This is a genomic window from Pseudomonas gingeri, assembly GCF_013385425.1.
GTDB classification, from domain to species: domain Bacteria; phylum Pseudomonadota; class Gammaproteobacteria; order Pseudomonadales; family Pseudomonadaceae; genus Aquipseudomonas; species Aquipseudomonas gingeri_D.
Map to the genome: position 1 here is coordinate 310,112 of NZ_JACAQA010000004.1, position 18,081 is coordinate 328,192.

At 63.5% G+C, this 18,081-nt stretch carries 16 protein-coding genes and 1 pseudogene; 9 read left to right on the plus strand and 8 right to left on the minus strand.

Going from position 1 to position 18,081, the window contains the following annotated elements; translation table 11 throughout:
• Positions 1–8: 8 nt before the first annotated feature.
• From HX830_RS07005 to HX830_RS07020, 4 genes are read right to left on the minus strand one after another with little or no spacing between them, the layout of a single operon-like run.
• A complete protein-coding gene (locus HX830_RS07005; protein WP_177099482.1) occupies positions 9–1,373 on the minus strand; it encodes a heavy metal sensor histidine kinase in 1,365 nt (454 codons plus the stop codon).
• Complete coding sequence (locus HX830_RS07010; RefSeq protein ID WP_103494538.1) at positions 1,363–2,043, minus strand: heavy metal response regulator transcription factor; 681 nt, start codon at positions 2,041–2,043, stop codon at positions 1,363–1,365. Before HX830_RS07010 ends, HX830_RS07005 begins: the two co-directional genes overlap by 11 nt.
• Positions 2,044–2,052: 9 nt before the next feature.
• Positions 2,053–5,148, minus strand: a complete 3,096-nt coding sequence (locus HX830_RS07015; protein ID WP_152741169.1) for a multidrug efflux RND transporter permease subunit — start codon at positions 5,146–5,148, stop codon at positions 2,053–2,055.
• Positions 5,145–6,308 carry an efflux RND transporter periplasmic adaptor subunit gene (locus HX830_RS07020; RefSeq protein ID WP_177099485.1) on the minus strand — a complete coding sequence of 388 codons (1,164 nt, stop codon included), beginning with the start codon at positions 6,306–6,308 and terminating at the stop codon, positions 5,145–5,147. The genes HX830_RS07015 and HX830_RS07020 overlap by 4 nt, the downstream gene beginning before the upstream one ends.
• 267 nt (positions 6,309–6,575) lie before the next feature.
• Here HX830_RS07020 and HX830_RS07025 point away from each other — a divergent pair, with 267 nt between their 5' ends.
• The 9 genes and pseudogenes from HX830_RS07025 to HX830_RS07060 all read left to right on the plus strand — a co-directional run bounded on the left by HX830_RS07025 (position 6,576) and on the right by HX830_RS07060 (position 15,261).
• Positions 6,576–6,935, plus strand: coding sequence for a hypothetical protein (locus HX830_RS07025; protein ID WP_177099487.1), 360 nt, complete (start codon positions 6,576–6,578; stop codon positions 6,933–6,935).
• A gap of 415 nt (positions 6,936–7,350) precedes the next feature.
• Positions 7,351–7,908: a fimbrial protein gene (locus HX830_RS07030; RefSeq protein ID WP_152741166.1), complete on the plus strand. Its 558-nt coding sequence runs from the start codon at positions 7,351–7,353 to the stop codon at positions 7,906–7,908.
• Between the two features lie 64 nt (positions 7,909–7,972).
• Positions 7,973–8,707: a fimbrial biogenesis chaperone gene (locus tag HX830_RS07035; RefSeq protein WP_152741165.1), complete on the plus strand. Its 735-nt coding sequence runs from the start codon at positions 7,973–7,975 to the stop codon at positions 8,705–8,707.
• Between the two features lie 254 nt (positions 8,708–8,961).
• Positions 8,962–11,409, plus strand: a complete 2,448-nt coding sequence (locus HX830_RS07040; protein WP_256350429.1) for a fimbria/pilus outer membrane usher protein — start codon at positions 8,962–8,964, stop codon at positions 11,407–11,409.
• The gene (locus HX830_RS07045; protein ID WP_177099491.1) at positions 11,406–12,188 is read left to right on the plus strand and encodes a fimbria/pilus periplasmic chaperone; all 783 of its coding nucleotides are present in this window, start codon (positions 11,406–11,408) and stop codon (positions 12,186–12,188) included. Before HX830_RS07040 ends, HX830_RS07045 begins: the two co-directional genes overlap by 4 nt.
• Entirely contained in the window at positions 12,181–13,161 is a 981-nt protein-coding gene (locus tag HX830_RS07050) for a fimbrial protein (RefSeq protein WP_177099493.1), read from the plus strand. Before HX830_RS07045 ends, HX830_RS07050 begins: the two co-directional genes overlap by 8 nt.
• A gap of 85 nt (positions 13,162–13,246) precedes the next feature.
• A complete protein-coding gene (locus HX830_RS07055; RefSeq protein WP_152741162.1) occupies positions 13,247–13,489 on the plus strand; it encodes a hypothetical protein in 243 nt (80 codons plus the stop codon).
• A gap of 188 nt (positions 13,490–13,677) precedes the next feature.
• Positions 13,678–13,959 (plus strand): annotated as a pseudogene (locus HX830_RS32425) (PAS domain-containing protein); the annotation flags it as partial.
• Between the two features lie 243 nt (positions 13,960–14,202).
• Positions 14,203–15,261 carry a methyl-accepting chemotaxis protein gene (locus HX830_RS07060; RefSeq protein WP_370868313.1) on the plus strand — a complete coding sequence of 353 codons (1,059 nt, stop codon included), beginning with the start codon at positions 14,203–14,205 and terminating at the stop codon, positions 15,259–15,261.
• A 155-nt stretch (positions 15,262–15,416) separates the two neighbouring features.
• On the opposite strand, the gene HX830_RS07065 is transcribed toward HX830_RS07060, so the two are convergent.
• From HX830_RS07065 to HX830_RS07080, 4 genes are all read right to left on the minus strand, one after another.
• The gene (locus tag HX830_RS07065) at positions 15,417–16,169 is read right to left on the minus strand and encodes a YkgJ family cysteine cluster protein (protein WP_152741159.1); all 753 of its coding nucleotides are present in this window, start codon (positions 16,167–16,169) and stop codon (positions 15,417–15,419) included.
• A 97-nt stretch (positions 16,170–16,266) separates the two neighbouring features.
• A complete protein-coding gene (locus tag HX830_RS07070) occupies positions 16,267–16,590 on the minus strand; it encodes a hypothetical protein (protein ID WP_152741158.1) in 324 nt (107 codons plus the stop codon).
• Between the two features lie 37 nt (positions 16,591–16,627).
• Positions 16,628–17,119, minus strand: a complete 492-nt coding sequence (locus tag HX830_RS07075) for a GNAT family N-acetyltransferase (RefSeq protein ID WP_152741157.1) — start codon at positions 17,117–17,119, stop codon at positions 16,628–16,630.
• Between the two features lies 1 nt (position 17,120).
• Complete coding sequence (locus HX830_RS07080) at positions 17,121–18,023, minus strand: chemotaxis protein CheV (RefSeq protein ID WP_103494552.1); 903 nt, start codon at positions 18,021–18,023, stop codon at positions 17,121–17,123.
• Positions 18,024–18,081: the final 58 nt, after the last annotated feature.

Sequence of the window (18,081 nt, forward strand, 5' to 3'; positions counted from 1 at the left end):
GGAGTGCTTCAGGCTGGCAGGTAGAGGCCGAAGGTATTGATCCCGTCGCGGCTGCGCACGAACACATCACCGCCATGCATCAGGGCGATGGCCTTGACGATTGCCAGGCCCAGTCCGTGGTTGGCGCCGCTGTTGCTGCGGGAGGCGTCGACCCGGTAGAAACGTTCGAAGAGCCGCGAAAGATGCTCGGCGGCAATCGCTTCGCCGGGGTTGGATACGCCAATGGCGACCCGCTCGCCCTCGCGCTCGATGCGCACCACGATCACCTGGCCCGGCACCGTGTGCTGCACCGCATTGCTCAGCAGGTTGATCAGCGCCCGGCGCAGGTGGGCGATTTCGATCTGTACCTGGGCATCGCCGCTGACCCGTACCTGGACCTGGGCGTCTTCGAGAATGAAGTCCAGGTAGTCCAGGGTGGTCGCCACCTCGCCGGCCAGCGAGGTGCTGATCAGCTTGGTGGCCTTGCTGCCCTGGTCGGCGCTGGCCAGGAACAGCATGTCGTTGATGATCGAGCGCAGGCGTTCCAGCTCTTCGAGGTTCGATTGCAGGACCTCGAAATAGTGCTCGGCCGAACGTCCGCGGGTCAGGGCCACCTGGGTCTGGCCGATCAGGTTGGTCAGCGGCGAGCGCAACTCATGGGCGACGTCGGCGTTGAACGACTCCAGGCGCGAATAGGCATGCTCGACGCGTTCCAGGGTCGAGTTGAAGGAGTTGACGAACTGGCTGAGCTCCGGCGGCAGCGGTGACAACTGCAGGCGCCCGGACAGCCGTGGCGGTGCCAGCTTCTGCGCCTCCTCGGACAGCTTGATCAAGGGTTTCAGGCCGATCCGCGTCACCCAGTAACCCAGCACGGACGCCAGGGCGATGCCGGCGATGGCCAGGCCGATCAGGGCGATCAGCAGGTGGTGTTGGGTCTGTCGGAAGGTTTCGGTGTCGATGGCGATCAGGAACTTCAACGGTGGGCGAGGCCCCTTGGCCGGCAGGGCGTTGACCAGCACCTTGAAGGGGTAGGCGTGTCCCGGCAAGCGCAGGTCGCGCATGCCCGCGGGGCCTTCGGCGAAGGCACGAACCAGGCCGTCGGGGGGGCCGTACTCGTAGTTGCTATCGCCGCTGACCACCCAGAAACGAATGCGCTTGTCCTCTTCGCCCAACTGCTTGAGCTTGGCGCTGACCTTGGCCCAGTGCTCCAGGGTGCTGTCGCGATTGAGTGAGGACAGCAGCACGCTGGAGCGTGCCTCCAACTCGGCTTCAGGCAGCAGGCCGAGGCCCTCGCCGACCTGCTGGTACAGGGCCCAGCCGATCAACAGGAACACCAGCAGCGCCACGCCGCTGAACAAGCCGCTCAGGCGTAGGGCGATGCTGTTAGTTGGCACTGCGGCTCTCCAGCACGTAGCCCATGCCGCGGATGGTGTGCAGCAGTTTCTGTTCGAACGGCCCGTCGAGCTTGGCTCGCAGGCGCTTGATCGCGACTTCGACGACGTTTGCGTCGCTGTCGAAATTGATGTCCCAGACCATCTCGGCAATGGCGGTCTTGGAGAGGATTTCGCCCTGGCGCCGGGCCAGCACGCTGAGCAGCGAGAACTCCTTGGCGGTCAGGTCCAGGCGCATGCCGGCGCGGCTGGCCTTGCGACTGATCAGATCGACCCAGAGGTCGGCGACGCTGATCTGCACCGGCTCGTGGCCGCCGCCGCTGCGCCGGGTCAGGGCCTGCAGGCGCGCCACCAGTTCGAGAAAGGAAAAGGGTTTGCCCAGGTAGTCGTCGGCGCCCTCGCGCAGGCCGCGAACACGGTCTTCGACGCGCTCGCGGGCGGTGAGCATGATCACCGGGGTCTGCTTGCGCGCCCGCAGCGCCTTGAGCACGCCGAAGCCATCCAGCTCCGGCAGCATCACGTCGAGGATGATCACCGCGTAGTCGCTTTCCAGCGCCAGGTGCAGGCCGCCGACGCCATCGCGGGCGAGGTCCACGGTGTAGCCCTGTTCGGTCAGGCCGCGATGCAGGTAATCGGCGGTTTTTTCTTCGTCTTCGATAATCAGAACGCGCATGAACCCGCCTCAGAGTGTGATCGCCGGCGCGGGCGCCGGTGTCGGCCGATGGAAAAGCCGCTCAAGCCACAAGTATATGACGGGGGTGGTAAAGAGCGTCAGCGCCTGGCTCACCAGCAGGCCGCCGACCACGGCGATCCCCAGGGGCTGGCGCAATTCGGCGCCGGTACCGTGGCCGAGCATCAGCGGCAGGGCGCCGAGCAGGGCGGCCAGAGTGGTCATGATGATCGGCCGGAACCTCGTGATACAGGCCTTGTAGATTGCTTCCTCCGGCGACAGCCCGCCACGCTGGGCTTCAAGGGCGAAGTCGATCATCAGGATGCCGTTCTTCTTGACGATGCCGATCAGCAATACCAGGCCGATCAGCGCCATGATCGAGAAGTCCTGGCCCAGCAGCCACAACATGATCAGGGCGCCGAGGCCGGCGGACGGCAGGGTGGAAATGATTGTCAGCGGGTGCACGAAACTTTCGTAGAGCACCCCGAGGATGATGTAGACCGCCACCAGCGCCGCGAGGATCAGCCACGGTTGGCTCGCCAGGGAACTCTGGAAGGCCTGGGCCGCGCCCTGGAAGTAACCGTTCACCGAGGCCGGCATGCCGATCTCGTTCTTCGCCTGGTTGAGTTGCAGCACCGCATCGCCCAGGGCCACGCCGGGGGCCAGGTTGAACGACAGGTTGGCGGCCGGGAACATGCCGTCGTGGGCAATGGACAACGGACCGCTGGTGGGCACGTCGAAGCGCGCCAGGGCCGAGAGCGGGACCATCTCACCGGTCAGGGGCGAGCGCAGGTAAAAGTAGTTCAGGCTTTCGGCCTTGCCGCGCTGCGCGGCGTCCAGTTCGAGGATCACGTTGTACTGGTTGGTTTCGGTCTGGTACTCGTTGATCTGCCGCTGGCCGAAGGCGTCGTAGAGGGCTTCGTCGACATCGCTGGCGGTCAGGCCGAAACGCGCGGCGGCGCCGCGGTCGATGTTGATATGGGTGACGCTGCCGCCCGTTTGCAGGTCGTTGGACAGGTCGCGAAACGCCGGGTTGGTGCGCAGCTTTTCCGTCAGGCGCTGGGTCCAGGTGTTCAGCGTATCGCCGTCATTGCTCTTGACCACGTACTGATACTGGGCCCGGCTCGGGCCGGAACTGAGGTTGATGTCCTGGCCCGCCCGCAGGTAGAGGACGATGCCGGGAATCTTCATCAGCTGCGGGCGAATCCGGTCGATAAATGCGCTGGCCGAGACATCCCGCTGGTCCTGGGGCTTGAGGGCGATCCAGAAGCGGCCGTTGGCGATGGTCTGGTTGCTGCCGGACACACCCACCGAATGAGAGAACGCCTGCACCGCCGGGTCGGCCGCAACGATCTCGGCCAGGGCCTTGTGCTTGGCCACCATATCGGTGAAGGACACATCGGCGGCGGCCTCGGTGGTGCCGAGGACGAAGCCGGTGTCCTGGATCGGGAAGAAGCCCTTGGGAATGAACACGTAGCCGGCGATGGCCAGGCACAGGGTCACGCAGAACAGCCCGAACATGGTTCTCTGGTGCGCCAGGGCGCGCCGCAGGTTGCGCTCATAGACGGCCAGCAGACGCTCGCCGAAGCCCGGCTTGGAGTGTTCGTGATGCACCGGCGCGCGCATGAACAGCGCGGCCAGGGTCGGTGCCAGGGTCAGCGAGACCACCACCGAGATCAGGATGGTCGAGGTCGCGGTCAGGGCGAACTCCTTGAACAGCCGGCCGACCACGCCGCCCATGAACAGCAGCGGAATAAACGCGGCGATCAGCGAGAAGCTGATGGAGACCACGGTAAAGCCGATCTCCCCGGCGCCCTTGATCGCCGCTTCGCGCATGCCGTCGCCGGCCTCGAGGTGGCGGTGGATGTTTTCCACCACGACAATCGCATCGTCGACCACAAAGCCCACGGCGATGACGATTGCCACCAGGGTCAGGTTGTTCAGGCTGAAGCCCATCACGTACATCAGGGCAAAGCTGGCCACCAGGGACACGCCGAGCACCGAGGAAACGATCAGGGTCGCCGACAACTGGCGCAGGAACAGCGCCATCACCGCCACCACCAGCAGGATGGCGATCAGCAGGGTCATTTCCACTTCATGCAGCGAGGCGCGGATGGTCTGGGTCCGGTCGATCAGCACCTTGACCTGCACCGAGGCCGGGAGCATGGCTTCGAGGCCCGGCAGGGCGGCCTGGATGCGGTCCACGGTTTCGACGATGTTGGCCCCCGGCTGGCGGGAAATCACCAGGTTGACCCCCGGTTCGTCACCGGACCAGGCTTGCACGTAGGCGTCCTCGGAACCGCGGATGACCCGGGCGACATCCTTGAGCTGGACCGGCGCGCCATTCTTGTAGGAGACGATCAACTGGTCGTATTCCTCCGGCTGGAACAACTGGTCGTTGGTCGACAGGGTGGAGATGCTCGACTTGCCGTACAGCGCGCCCTTGGCCAGGTTGAGGCTGGTCTGCTGGATCGCCTGGCGGATATCGGCCAGGGTCAGGCCGATGGCCGCCAGCTTGTCCGCCGAGGCCTGGACCCGGATGGCCGGGCGCTGCTGGCCGGTGATGTTGATCTGGCCGACGCCGTCGATCTGGCTGAGCTGGCGGGCCAGCAGGGTTTCGGCGTAGTCGCTGAGTTCGGTGCCGGGCATCTGGCTGGAGCTGACGCTGAGGATCAGCACCGGGCTGTCGGCCGGGTTGACCTTGCGCCAGGTCGGCAGGGTCGGCATGTCCTTGGGCAGCTTGCCCGAGGCGGTGTTGATCGCCGCCTGGACTTCCTGGGCGGCGGTGTCGATGCTTTTGCTGAGGGTGAACTGCAAGGTCAGGGTGGTGGTGCCCAGGGCGCTGCTGGAGGTCATCTGGGTCATGCCGGGGATGGCGCTGAATTGCACCTCCAGCGGTGTCGCGACCGAGGACGCCATGGTTTGCGGGCTGGCGCCGGGGAGCTGGGCGGAGACCTGGATGGTCGGGAACTCGGCTTCCGGCAGCGGTGCCAGGGGCAGGCGCGGAAAGGCGATCGACCCGAGCAGCACCAGGGCGAAGGTCAGCAGTATGGTCGCCACCGGATGGTCGATGCACCAGGCCGAAACGCCGCGACTTTCCTTGATCATGGCTTGGACTCCAGGGCGGCCTGGCGGTCAGCCATTTTCGGCTGGCCCTGCACTTCGATCCGCGAAGTCGGCTTGAGCCGCGACTGGCCGTCGCTGACCAGCACATCGCCGGCCTGCACACCGGTGATGATATTCAGGTCGCTGTCCTGGTAGGCCATCTGCACCGGCACCACTTCCACGCCGCTGCCTTTGACCCGGTAGACGAAGTAGTTGTCCAGGCCGCGCTGGACCACCACGGGCGGCACCACCAGGGCGTTGCGTTCGAGGGCGGTCTGGATCTTGATGTTCACCAGTTGGCCCGGCCAGAGCTTCTGGCCCTTGTTGCTGAATTCGGCCTTGGCCTTGATGGTCCCGGTACCCGCCGCGACCTGGTTGTCGATCAGGGTCAGGTGACCTTCGCCGAGCAGCAGGCCGCTATGCCCGTCGTCACCGAGGAACGCCCGGACCGACGCAGGTGGAGTGGTGCCGAGCAAGCCTTGCAGGGTCGGCAGCATTTGCTGGGGGAGGGAGAACTCCACGGCGATCGGATCGATCTGGGTCACCGAGAACAGGCCCTGGGCATCGCTCATGCGCAGGAAGTTGCCTTCGTCCACGGCACGGATACCGACTCTGCCTGTGACCGGCGAGTGGATCTGGGTATAGGACAGTTGCACCTGCGCCGAGGCAATCGCCGCCTGGTTGCCTTGCGCGGTGGCTTTCAATTGATTGACCAGCGCTTGTTGCTGGTCATAGGTCTGCTTGGAAATGCCGTCATCGACCGTCAGCAACTTGTAGCGCTTGAGGTCGACTTCCGCCACCTGCAACTGCGCCTGGCTCTGTGCCAGCTGGGCCTTGGCCTGCGCCAGGCTGGCCTGGATCGAACGGTCGTCGAGGGTCGCCAGCAGGTCGCCTTCCTTGACCAGTTGCCCTTCCTTGACCAGCAGCTTGGTGAGGATGCCGTCGATCTGCGGGCGGATCACCACGCTGTGCAATGACAGTACCGAACCGATGCCGCTGACATAACGCGGCACATCCTGCTGGATCACGCTGACCACCGTGACCGGCACGGCGGTATTGGCGCTGGGTTTGGCCTGGGGCGCTCGGGTCAGGGTCCAGGTCGCGGCAGCGGCCACGAGGACCACCAGGCCAAGGATCAACGCGGTTTTCTTCGGGATACGCATGCTGTCAGGACGCCGGGACAAAGGGATGGGAAGGTGAATGCTGGCAGAACAGTAGCTCCTTTATAACCCCCCAACCGGGTCAGCAAGGTGACGGCTACCTGACAGGGCTGTCAGAAAACCGTCCGTCTTATAACACGCCCGGGCATTAAAGCCGCTATCGCTTTGGACGATAACGATAAAGAGTGTTGTTGGCGGACAAACACTATTGATATGTCCTACGGATGATTCTTTGTTTTCTGGTGCGTGGGCCTGAAGTGATCTTTACTGGTGAATACCGACCCTGCTTTGGGAGTGTTGGAAATGAACGGAAAAATAGTAAGTCTCGGTGTGCTGTTGCTGATCGCTGGCGGTTTCGACATACAGGCCGTGAATGGCGCCGGACAGATCAGGTTTTTCGGGGAGATCGTGGAGTCCGGTTGCGAAGTCGGGACATCGGCAGCCGGTCATCCCGGGGCCGACAGCCGATTGCTCAAAGTCTCTTCCGCAGTCAGTTTGAATGTCGATACAGCGGCCAATGCCTGTCGCGATGGGCGGGTGCCTTTTAGCGCAAACTATCAGCCCCTGGCGTCGAGTGTCACGACCCGGCAGGTGGCAACGCAAGGCGTGGTCACCCTCACGTACAACTAAGTTGTACGTGGGCTCAAGCCCTCGTGGTTGCGGGTTGCGTGTATAGACGGGCTGCCGGACAGGTAAAAATCCGGCGGCCTGCACGAGCGTATGGGTCCGGTACTTGGCCATATCGAGCAAATCGTACTGTTTGCAGCTATTCAGCAGGGTATCAGAATAATATCAGTGTGCTGGAGAGTTGTGTTTCAGTGATAAGTTATTTCGTTGAAAGAGTGTGAGTGTTAAACGGTTATTGTTCTTTTTTCTTGGGGTTTTGAATGACGCCGAGCTCTGACAGTATTGGCGTTCCTCATTGTAAGCGGGTTCTTAGTTTTCCAATCGATAAGGGCTTACAGCGTAATAAATTCTTCGGGTCTATAGTGCTCGCCACCCAAGTAATGGGTGCAAACGAATTAACTCGAAGGATTGTGTTCGCATGAAAAATATCTCTATGACCCTGGCTTTATTGGCGGCAACTCTGGGGGCAGTGACTACCGCACACGCAGCCAACAGTGGCACGCTGAACTTTACCGGTGCCTTGACCAACACCAGTTGCGAAGTGTCTTCCGGAGGCGGGTCGGCCGATAACATCCCGGTGGACCTGGGCCGTGTATCCTTTGCCGATATCGGTAATCGCACCGACTCGCGGCTGGGCACCGCGAAAGACATCGACCTGGTGGTGACCTGCCTGCAACCGGCGGCGGAGAACACCGTGCATATGTCGTTCCGGCCGTCACAAACCGACACCAACGATCCCTACCTGTTGACCACCGCCGGAGCGGCCAAGGGGGTAGGCATCGGCCTGGTACGTCGCGACAGCGACACTTTCCTCAATATCCAGGACCCCACCGACACCATTGATGGCGTCCTTGAGGCCAGCGGTACCGGCTCGCGCGGTGAACTGGCTTTGCGGGCGGTGTTCGTCAAGAACGGTGTACCCACGGTCCCCGGTGCCGCGACAGGCACCGTGCCTTTTGTCCTGACTTATAACTAAGCGGCTTTCTTGAACGGAGCTTTGCACGGCTCCGTTCTTTTTTTCATTGGAATGGGTAGTTCACATGCGGAACGTTTTTGCTCCGATGATCGGCATTGTCCTGGCAATGTGGATAGGAGCCGATGCGCGGGCGGGTATTGTGTTGAATACGACACGGGTGGTGTATCCGGCGCAAGACAAGGAAGCGGTACTCAGTGTACTGAACAATAACTCCTCGAGCATATTGCTGCAGTCCTGGCTCGAAGCCGAGGACGAGGTCACCCGGGAGTTGCCCTTTGTAGTGGTCCCGCCCTTGGTGCAATTGCCTTCCGGGGGACGGCAGACGGTGCGGATCATTCACTCCGGGGCCGCGATGCCGGCGGACCGTGAGTCGCTGTTCTGGTTGAACGTGCAGGAAATCCCCCAGGCCAGCGAGCGGGAGAATGTCCTGCAGATCGGCATCCGCCAGCGCATCAAGCTGTTCTACCGCCCCGGTCGGCTCAACGACGATATCGAGCAGGCGCCGGCGCAACTGCGTTGGAGCCTGCCTCGGGGTGGTGTGCTGAATGTGGTCAACACCGGGCCCTATCACGTGACGCTGGTGGACATTCAGTTGCTGTCCGGGGGGCATCGGGTCCTGCGCCGGAAGAACTCGATGCTGGCTCCGGGGCAGTCCGCCGACTACGACCTGCAGGAGCATGCCCAGGCCCAGAATGCCCAGCTGAATTTCAGTGTCATCAACGACCACGGGGCGCTGGTGCCTTATCGGTTGTCCTCGGGCGACTGGACCCAGGGCCAGGCGCAACCGCTGGGCAGTTAGTCAGCGTCTTCGATCGTTATCCGATTTTTCGATGCCGGACCCCGCGCGCAGGTCAGGGCATTGTGCGGGCGGAAGGATCCCGTCTGGAACACACTTCAAGCTATTGTATTGTGAAGGTGCACATGGATTGGCTTTATCAGCGAACAAAGGAAGTTCTCGCGTTATCACGTCATGGGAGCAACGGTGGTTTCGTACGTTCCCTGTTTGAGAAGGCTCGAGGCCCGTGGGGCTTCAAATGGTCATTGGGGGTGGCGCTGATTGCGCCGGGCGCTGCCTTTGCCGAGCCGTCAGGGGATGAAAGCGGGCAGGGACCCCGCTTCAATACCGCCTTTATTCACGGCGGCGAGCAGTCGGCGGACCTGAAGGCCTTCCTCGAAGGCAACAGCGTCGCCCCGGGTACCTACCGGGTGGATATCTACCTCAATCGCAATCTCAGCGCGCGCCGGGACCTGGTGTTTGCCCGCAATGCCGCGACCGGCCAGGTCGAGCCGTGCCTGACCTTGCCGGTGCTCGACGACCTCGGACTGGACCTGGAGCGCCTGCGCAGCCTCGGGGTGTTGACCGACGGCACGGCGCCCGAGCAGTGCTTCGATTGGCGTCGCCTGGACCAGGCCAGCGTCGACTACCAACCCAACAGCCTGCAACTGAATATCAGCGTGCCGCAGATCGCCTTGCGCCGCAGCGCCCGCGGCTACATTTCCCCGCAGTTGTGGGACCGCGGGGTGAACAGCGCTTTCATCGACTACAGCTTTATCGGTAACCGTCGCGAGGTCACCGGGATTCGCACCGACAGTTACTACCTGGGCCTGAACAATGGTTTGAATCTCGGCGACTGGCGCCTGCGCAACCAGTCCTCGCTGTTGCAGGGCACCGATCAGTCGGCGCGTTGGAGCAGTAACAGCACCTTCGTCCAGCGCGACCTGACCGCCTGGAAGAGCCAACTGACCCTGGGCGAGACCTATACCGATTCACGGGTTTTCGACAGCGTGCGGTTTCGCGGTGTCCAGGTCGCCACGGACGACGGCATGTTTCCGGACAGCGAGCGGGTCTATGCGCCGACCATTCGCGGTGTGGCCGAGAGCAACGCGACGGTGGAAATCCGCCAGAACGGCTACCTGCTCTACAGCTCCAATGTGGCGCCCGGGCCGTTCGAAATCCGCGACTTCTACCCCAGCGGTTCAAATGGCGATCTGCTGGTAACGGTGATCGAGGCCGATGGCCGGCGCCGCACCTTTACCCAGGCGTTCGCCTCCCTGCCGATCATGGTGCCCGAGGGTACGTTCAGCTACAGCGTCGAAGCCGGGCAATACGACAGCAACAGTAGCGGCTACCAGACCCCCGGTTTTACCAGCACCACCCTGATCTACGGCCTGACCGAGCACCTGACCGGCTATGGCGGCCTGCAACTGGCCGAGGACTACCAGGCCAGTAACCTGGGGGCGGGTCTCAATACCGGGTTGGGGGCGATTTCGGCGGATCTGACCCATTCGGTCAGTCGCCAGCCGGCAACGGACCTGGGGGGGCAGAGCGTGCGCCTGCGCTATGCCAATACCCTGAATGCCACCAGCACCACCTTTGCCATCGCCGGCTATCGCTATTCCAGCGAGCAATACCGCACGTTCGACCAGCATGTGCAGGAGCGCAGCCAGCCCGGTCTGATCCTGCAGGGGCGGGCCAGGGACCGGGTGGATCTGAATCTCAGCCAACCGCTGGGCACCGGGACCTTGAGCGTTTCGGCCCTGGAACAGCGTTTCTGGGACCTGCCCGGCACGTCCCGGCAGTACAACGTGACCTACGGTGGTTACTGGCGCGACCTCAATTACAGCCTGTCCCTGGACCGCGCCGAAGTCACGGATATCAATGGCCAGGCCGGTACCGATCATCAGTTGACCCTGACCCTCTCGATGCCCTTCGGCAGTCCTGAGCGGGCGACCCGCGCCTCGTTTACCGGGGTACGCGACAGCGAGGGCGGTTCCAGTGCCCTGGCCGGCGTGACCGGGCGCCTGCCGGAGAGTCGCGACACTTTCTATTCGGTGCTCGCTGGTAACGATGGCAGCGGTGCCGGTGCGGGTTCGGCCAGCTTGAACAGCACCACGTCCGTCGGGCGTTTCGAGGCCGGCTACAGCCATGGGCGCGATTTCAACAGCTGGAACCTCGGGGCCCGGGGCTCGCTGGTGGCCCACGGCGGTGGTATCAACCTCGGCCAGTCCCTGGGCGACACCTTTGTGCTGGCGCAGGTGCCGGGTGTCAGCGGGGCCCGTTTCAACAACTTCAGTGGTGTCGAAACCGGTGCCAACGGTTATGCCGTGGTGCCTTATGCACAACCTTACCGGGCCAACTGGATCAGCCTCGATACCCGCGACCTGGGGGCCGATGTCGAGGTGGATAATGCCATCGCCCAGGTGGTTCCGCGGCGTGGCGCGGTGGTCCTGGCCACCTTCAAGGCCAGTGCCGGGCGGCGCGTGCAGTTCGAGCTGAGCCAGGCCGATGGCAGCCCGATTCCCCTCGGCGCGAGTGTTCAGGATGCCACCGGCCGGACCTTGGCCGTGGTCGATCCGAGCAGTCGCGCGCTGGTGCTCAGCGAGCAGGAGCAAGGCGTGCTGAGCGTCAGTTGGTCGGATCGGCGCTGCCAGTTTTCCTTCACGCTGCCACCCAAGGACCCGCAGCGGACCTACGAACGGATTCGTGGGGTGTGCCAGTGAAACGCTTGCGTGTGCTGGCCTTGCTGTTGGGTTTGTGCGCCGGCGGCCCGTTGCAGGCCGCGGTGTCCCTCAGCGGCACGCGGCTGGTGTTCGACGGACGCTTTCGCGAGGTGAGTATCGAAGCGCGCAACCGTGGGGCGGAGGAGGTCCTGTTGCAGGCCTGGTTGAGCGACGTGAGCGAGGGGGCGGAGCCGTCGGCGAATTTGCCCTTTGTGCTGACGCCGCCGCTGTCGCGGCTGGCGCCGGAGGGGCGTCAGGTCTTGCGCCTGATGTATGAAGGGTTGGGCATGCCGGCGGGGCGTGAGTCGCTGCTGCACCTGTATGTGCTGGAAATTCCCCGCACCCGCCCGGGCGACGGGCTGCTGAATATCGCGATCCGCCAACGGATCAATGTGTTTTTTCGTCCGCCCGGGCTGCCGGGGGATCCGGCGGCCACCCCGCAACGCCTGAACTGGACACTGGTGCGCGACGACAGTGGCGTCCATCGACTGCGGGTGGAGAACCCGACGGTGTTCCATGCCGCCCTGCTGAATATTCAGATCGAGGAGCCACGCCAGGGCGCCCCCCAGCGTCAGGGGGACGATTTGCTGGTCCCGCCGGGCGAGCGGCGGGAACTGATCCTCGCCCGTTCCCCTGCGCAGCACTTGCAGTTCAAGGCGCTGACCGACTACGGCGGTCAACGCGCCTATCGCGCCCGGTTGGCCTTCGGTACGCCGTTCAACGCGTCACTGAGTGGCGACACCGCCCATTCCGAACAGAAGGTTTCATCCCATGACTAAGTTTGATTGTCGTGCCTGGCTGCGTCCGTTGTTGTGTCTTGGACTTTTGAGCCCGGCCAGCGCATTTGCCTTGACCTGCACCTTGCAGGGCAGTGGCGCCACCCTGGTCAACGCCGACCTCGGCAGCACCGTCGCGATCCCGGCCTCGTCGCCCAATGGCAGCGTGATCTGGCGCTCGGAACCGCTCAACCTGGCGGTCGATTGCGCCAGGGACAATCCCCAGGGCGGCGACGAGGACGTGTTTATCTACCTCAATCCGGCCGGCCAGGTGATCGGCCAGGGCATCCGCGCCGGTTTGACCCATGACGGCGTCGATCATCGCCAGAGCAGCGGACGCATCGCGACCGGGCGGCGGGTGCCGGGTTGCCTTGAGGGGAACTGCCCGCCGTTGAGTTTCAATCTGGCCTTCTCGGTGTTTATCGAGAAATTCGGGCCGACGCCGCCTTCGGGGGTGGCGAGCAATCTGCAGGACTATCGTCTGTTCCAGCTGGACGGCAGCGCTGGGCCGAGCGCGGGCGGACGTTCGCTCAATTACGTGATCAACAACCTGTCCGGCCTGCGCTTCGTGGCCTGTGATGCGCAGTTGCAGGTGATTCCCGAGACCGTCGATTTCGGTCGGGTCGCCATCGAGCGGGTGGTCATGGGCCAGGTCGCCGCGCGTCGTCCTTTCGCCTTGCACACCAGTCGGACCTGCGACACCGCGTTCAGCCTGGACGCGCGCTTGAAGCCGGTATCGGGCAGTGTCTCCGGGGATCTGCTGATTCCCCAGGGCAATGATGGCGTGGGCATCCGGATCGTCCGGGCGGAGGGCGGCCTGGGGATTCCTTATAACCGCACCTTTCACCTGGCCGACCTGTTGGGCGAAACCCGGGCGGCCATGGCGCACTTCGATGCCGAGCTGGTGTGGAACAGTGATCGGCCCAAGGCCGGGCCGTTCTCGGCCGGGGTGGTGGTCGATTTGTTCTATAAATGACCGTTGGCGGCGGCGCGGGCAGGGCGCTCAGGTATACTGCGGTCTTTCGGTTCGACCTGATCCGTCCCGCCCTTTCGGAGCTTCCATGACTTCCCCTGAACAACCGTCCGTTTCCGCCAACCCGGGCGAAGAGCCTGTGGTCGAGGCTGAGCTTGCGGTCAGCGAAAAGCCCGCCGTCCCGGCCTTCAGTTTTCCGTTCAACCCCGCTGAATTCGCCGCGGCGAAAAAGGCCGGCCAGACCTGGTACCAGAAAGGTGGCAAGGACGGGCATCACGAGAGACCGGGCCGCGCGCCGAATGGCACGCGTCGGTCGATGGGCAAGCGCTGAGCCTTGAGTCCGGCTTCGCCCATAGGGTCGCCATCGCCAGCGAATTGGCGCCAAAAAACAGGGATCGTCTTTGAATTGTCATGAAGATGGCTAAATGCCAAGACCCTGAGCTAGATCAGTGTTTTGCTTTTCCGTGCGCTTAGAGTCGACGCCCTGCCGACTCCTCTCACTTTCTGAGCGCGCGTTCCATGAAGATCAATCTCCCGATTACCGGGCGAAATGTAGATGTCGCCTTTGATGCCAACATCCTTTCGACCACCGATCTGGACAGCACGATTACCTACGCCAATCCTGATTTCATCAGGATCAGCGGCTATAGCCGTGAGGAGCTGCTGGGTTCGCCGCATAACCTCTTGCGTCATCCGGACATGCCCGCCGAGGCTTTCGCCCATATGTGGCAAACCCTCAAGGGCGGACGCTCGTGGATGGGGCTGGTCAAGAATCGCTGCAAGAATGGCGATCACTACTGGGTCAGTGCCTACGCCACGCCGGTGACCCGCGACGGTCAGACGGTGGAGTACCAGTCGGTGCGGACCCGGCCCGAGGCTGCCCAGGTCGAGGCCGCCGAGCGTTGGTACGCCTGGTTGCGCAGCGGACGTTTGCCCTGGCGTCAGCGTTTGCCCAGCCTGCGTGTGCAGACCCGGCTCTGGGCGCAGGCCAGCGCGGTATTTGCCGTTGTCCTGGCACTGGGGCAAGGGTTTTCCGGGCAGCCGCTGGAGGTTGATCTGGGGCTCTGGGCCCTGGGCAGCGTGCTGGTCGGCGCGCTGACCCACTGGGCGCTGCGCCCGTTTGCCGAACTGACGGCGCGAGCCCGGGAGATCGCCGACAACCCCTTGAGCCAGGCGATCTACACCGGTCGTAGCGACGAGTTCGGTCAGATCGGCTTTGCCCTGAACATGCTCGAGGCCCAGGTCGGCGCGGTGGTGGGACGTATCGGCGATGCCTCGCTGCGCCTGTCCGGGCATGCTCAGGCGCTGGCCCGGCATATTCAAAGCAGTCATGCCAGCACCCTGGATCAACAGGCTGAAACCGACCAGGTCGCGGCGGCGATTCAGCAGATGAGCGCCAGCGTGGCCCAGGTCGCGAGCAATGCCCAGCAGGCCTCCGAGGTGGCCGACCAGGTCGGTAGGGAAACCCACGAAGGTCATCAACTGGTGGGAGACAGTCGCAGCGCGGTGCTGCGACTGGCCAACGAGCTGGCGCGGGCTACCGAGGTGATCCTGCATCTGGAAAGCCACAGCACCGAGATCTCCACGGTATTGGAAGTGATCCGCGGGATTGCCGACCAGACCAACTTGCTGGCGCTCAATGCCGCCATCGAAGCCGCCCGTGCCGGAGAGCAGGGTCGCGGGTTCGCGGTGGTGGCCGACGAGGTACGGGGGTTGGCCCAGCGAACGCAGCAATCGACCAACGAGATCCAGCGCATGATCAGCAATCTGCAGGAAGGCGCGTGCAACGCGGTGCAAGTGATGCAGCACAGCAGCCAGCAGGCCGAGGACAGTGTGCAACAGGTCCAGCAGGCGGCCGATGCCCTGGCCGGGATCAGCCAGCGGGTCAGCCGGATTACCGCCATGAGCCAGCAGATCGCTTCGGCGGTGGAAGAGCAAAGCACCGTCAGCGAGGACATCAGCCGCAATATCGTCAGCATCCGCAATGCCTGCGAGGCACTGGTCAATGTCGGCCAGCAGAGTCATCTCAGCTCGGGGGATGTGGCGGGGCTGGCGGATGACCTGCGTTCATTGGCCCAGGAGTTCTGGCGCAAGCGCTGCTGAACCTCCATGCTGGCAGACAGGGTCAACGCGATCCCTTGTGGGCGCCGGCTTGCTGGCGATGAGGCCCGTGAGCCTTGCATCGCCCGATCGGCCGCCATCGCCGGCAAGCCGGCTCCTACAGGTCCGTGTTTCTCCAGGCGGATCTTTATCCGAGGTCAGGCCGCCTGCAAGGGGATAAAGGCGTAGGTGGTCGCCGCTTCGCTCACTACCCGGGCCCCTTCTGCCTGCAACTGCTCGGCGATGGCCGGTCCGGAGACATGGAAGCTCCACTCGCTCGCCGCCGGCCAATGCGTCAGCTGTTGCACCTGGTCAATCGCCTCCGCGAACGCCGGCATCAGCGGCAGGTAGGCGGTGAAACCGTCGCCCTTGAGTGCCGTGGTGCGAATCCCCAGCCGTGCGCAAATCACTTCCTTGGCCTGGATATCGTCACGATCGGCCTGACGCGAGGTTTCGATCAGCCGCACCAGTTCCGGGTCCTGCAACTGCCCGCCGACGATCAGCAACGGCTGCGTGTCCTGCCAGGCCTCCGGTGGACAGTCCTTGGCCTCGGGACGCAGCGGGATATGCGGGTTGATTTCCATCGGGTAGATCCGGCACACCAGTGGCCGCCGTTGATAGATCCGGCAGAGCAGGTCTTCGTCAAGATTCCGGCAGGGCCCCACGTTGTAGGCGGCAAAGGTGATGGCGACGCGGGCTTCGGCGTGACCGCTGGGTACGCCCCAGGAGCGGCGCAGCACGTGATCGCGTTGCTGTTCCGGCTGGCCGAGGCCATCGGCCAGGAAGGCCTCGACCAGGACGATCACCTGGCCGCCGTCCGCCGCCCATTGCCGGGCCTCGACCAGTGTCAGGGGGACATGGTGATCGGTGCAGCATTTGCCGCAACCGACGCAGGAAAAGTGGGTGCTCATAAGTGAACCGACCGAAGGGCAAGGACTGGGACGGTGACGTAATTCCGTTTTGTTTCACCGTATGGGCTTCGGTCAAAGCAAGTTATGCGCCAGCCACTCAGTTGCTGCGGGCGGGCATGACCGAGTCCCATTCGGTGACGACGGCGGTCTTGCTCTTCTTGTTGTACAGGCACAACTCGGTACCCGGCTGGTTCTTCATGTGCGCCTGCGGATAGCGGCCGTGCAGCAACAGAGCGGTGTAACCGACCCTGTCGTCGAATTGCGCGGGGTTGCCCACGGGTTTGACGTTTTTCAGCTTGCTGGCCTTGGTGCAACTGGCAACCACGGTTTTGTGAACATTCGCCCAGGCGTCGGGGCTGGCGGCCTGGGCCTGGCTGGCCAGGGTGACGAGGCTGATGAAGAGCAGAGTGAAGGTTTTCATGACAGGTCTCCTTCAAGGGCGGCGGGCAAAAGGGGGATTATGCCTGAGCCGGGCTGACTTCATAGCGTTCGATAAAGCGCATGCCGACCCGCTCGTACAGGCGCCGGGCGCCGAGGTTGTTTTCCATGACCTTGAGGTCGACGAAGGCTTCGCCGCGGGCGGCGAACACCTTGAACGCCTGGCGCAGCAAGGCCAGGCCCAGGCCTTCGGCGCGGCGACGGGGGTGCACCACCAGGTCCTTGATATAGGCGCTGGTCCAGCACAGCGCGACACCGGCCACGCCCTGTTCGTCGAGGGCGACCAGGCACAGCGCGGGATCGAACTCGGCATCGCTGGTGAAGTGCTGGCTCCATTGGGCGAAGTCTTCGACCTGGCCGCCGCCATCCTGGTAACCGTGCTTGAGCAAGGCATGCACCGGCTCCATCAGCTGTGCGCGCAATACGCCGATACGGATGCCGGCCGGCCATTGGGGAATGTCCAGCAGGTCGTCGAGGTCCTTGCGCAGCAACTGGCAGTGGCGGTCGGACATCTCAGATACCTTGTTCCGCGACGGTCCGGGCCGCCTGGATCAGGCAGCGGGTCAGTTCCGGCGAGGAAAACTTGGTCAGCACCGCATTGGCCCCGGCCAGTCGTGCTTTCTCGCTGTTCATGGCACTGTCCAGCGAGGTGTGCAGGAGGATGTAGAGATCCTGGAAGTCCGGGGTTTCGCGCACTGTACGGGTGAAGGCGTAGCCGTCCATCTCTGACATTTCGATGTCCGAAACCACTACGTTGATCTGTTCGGCGGTGCCTTGCAGGTCCAGCAGGCAACCGATGGCGTCCTTGGCACTGCGGGCCGTGTGGCAGGTCAGGCCGAGGGTGCGCAAGGTGAGCACCGATTGCTGCAAGGCCACCTGACTGTCGTCGACCACCAGGATCCGTGCATGGCCGAGGATTTCCGCTTCTTCCATGGTCAGTTCGCTGGGCGTGACTTCGATTTGCGTCGGCGAGATACCGTGGATGACCTTTTCGATATCCAGCACCTGGACCAGCGTGCCGTCGACCTGGGTCACCCCGGTGATAAAGGCCTTGGGCCCGCCGGAACCGTAGGGCGGCGGACGGATATCGGTGGTCAGGCAATGAACGATCTTGCTCACGGCCTGGACGTGCAGGCCCTGTTTGGAGCGGCTGACATCGGTGACGATCAGGCAGCCGCCGTCCGGGTCCACCAGGGGGCGTTCGCCGATGGCGCGGCTCAGGTCGATCACCGACAGCGAGGCGCCGCGCAGGGTGGCGATGCCTTTGACGTGGGGATGGGACTCCGGCAGCTTGGTCAGTGGCGGGCAGGGAATGATTTCACTGACTTTCAGCAGGTTGATTGCCATCAGCTTGCCGCTGCGCAAAGTGAAGAGCAGAAGGGATAGCGAGTCTGCGCGGGCTTTGTTGGAAGACATAAAAACCTTCTGTGGAAAAAGGTGGTCCAGGACAGATTAACCCTGAACGGCTATCGAT

Bases quoted from the DNA above. Each gene is read 5' to 3' on its own strand.
- HX830_RS07010 (WP_103494538.1), bottom strand. From the start codon at position 2,043: ATGCGCGTTCTGATTATCGAAGACGAAGAAAAAACCGCCGATTACCTG.
- HX830_RS07015 (WP_152741169.1), bottom strand. From the start codon at position 5,148: ATGATCAAGGAAAGTCGCGGCGTTTCGGCCTGGTGCATCGACCATCCG.
- HX830_RS07020 (WP_177099485.1), bottom strand. From the start codon at position 6,308: ATGCGTATCCCGAAGAAAACCGCGTTGATCCTTGGCCTGGTGGTCCTC.
- HX830_RS07030 (WP_152741166.1), top strand. From the start codon at position 7,351: ATGAAAAATATCTCTATGACCCTGGCTTTATTGGCGGCAACTCTGGGG.
- HX830_RS07035 (WP_152741165.1), top strand. From the start codon at position 7,973: ATGCGGAACGTTTTTGCTCCGATGATCGGCATTGTCCTGGCAATGTGG.
- HX830_RS07050 (WP_177099493.1), top strand. From the start codon at position 12,181: ATGACTAAGTTTGATTGTCGTGCCTGGCTGCGTCCGTTGTTGTGTCTT.
- HX830_RS07055 (WP_152741162.1), top strand. From the start codon at position 13,247: ATGACTTCCCCTGAACAACCGTCCGTTTCCGCCAACCCGGGCGAAGAG.
- HX830_RS07065 (WP_152741159.1), bottom strand. From the start codon at position 16,169: ATGAGCACCCACTTTTCCTGCGTCGGTTGCGGCAAATGCTGCACCGAT.
- HX830_RS07070 (WP_152741158.1), bottom strand. From the start codon at position 16,590: ATGAAAACCTTCACTCTGCTCTTCATCAGCCTCGTCACCCTGGCCAGC.
- HX830_RS07075 (WP_152741157.1), bottom strand. From the start codon at position 17,119: ATGTCCGACCGCCACTGCCAGTTGCTGCGCAAGGACCTCGACGACCTG.
- HX830_RS07080 (WP_103494552.1), bottom strand. From the start codon at position 18,023: ATGTCTTCCAACAAAGCCCGCGCAGACTCGCTATCCCTTCTGCTCTTC.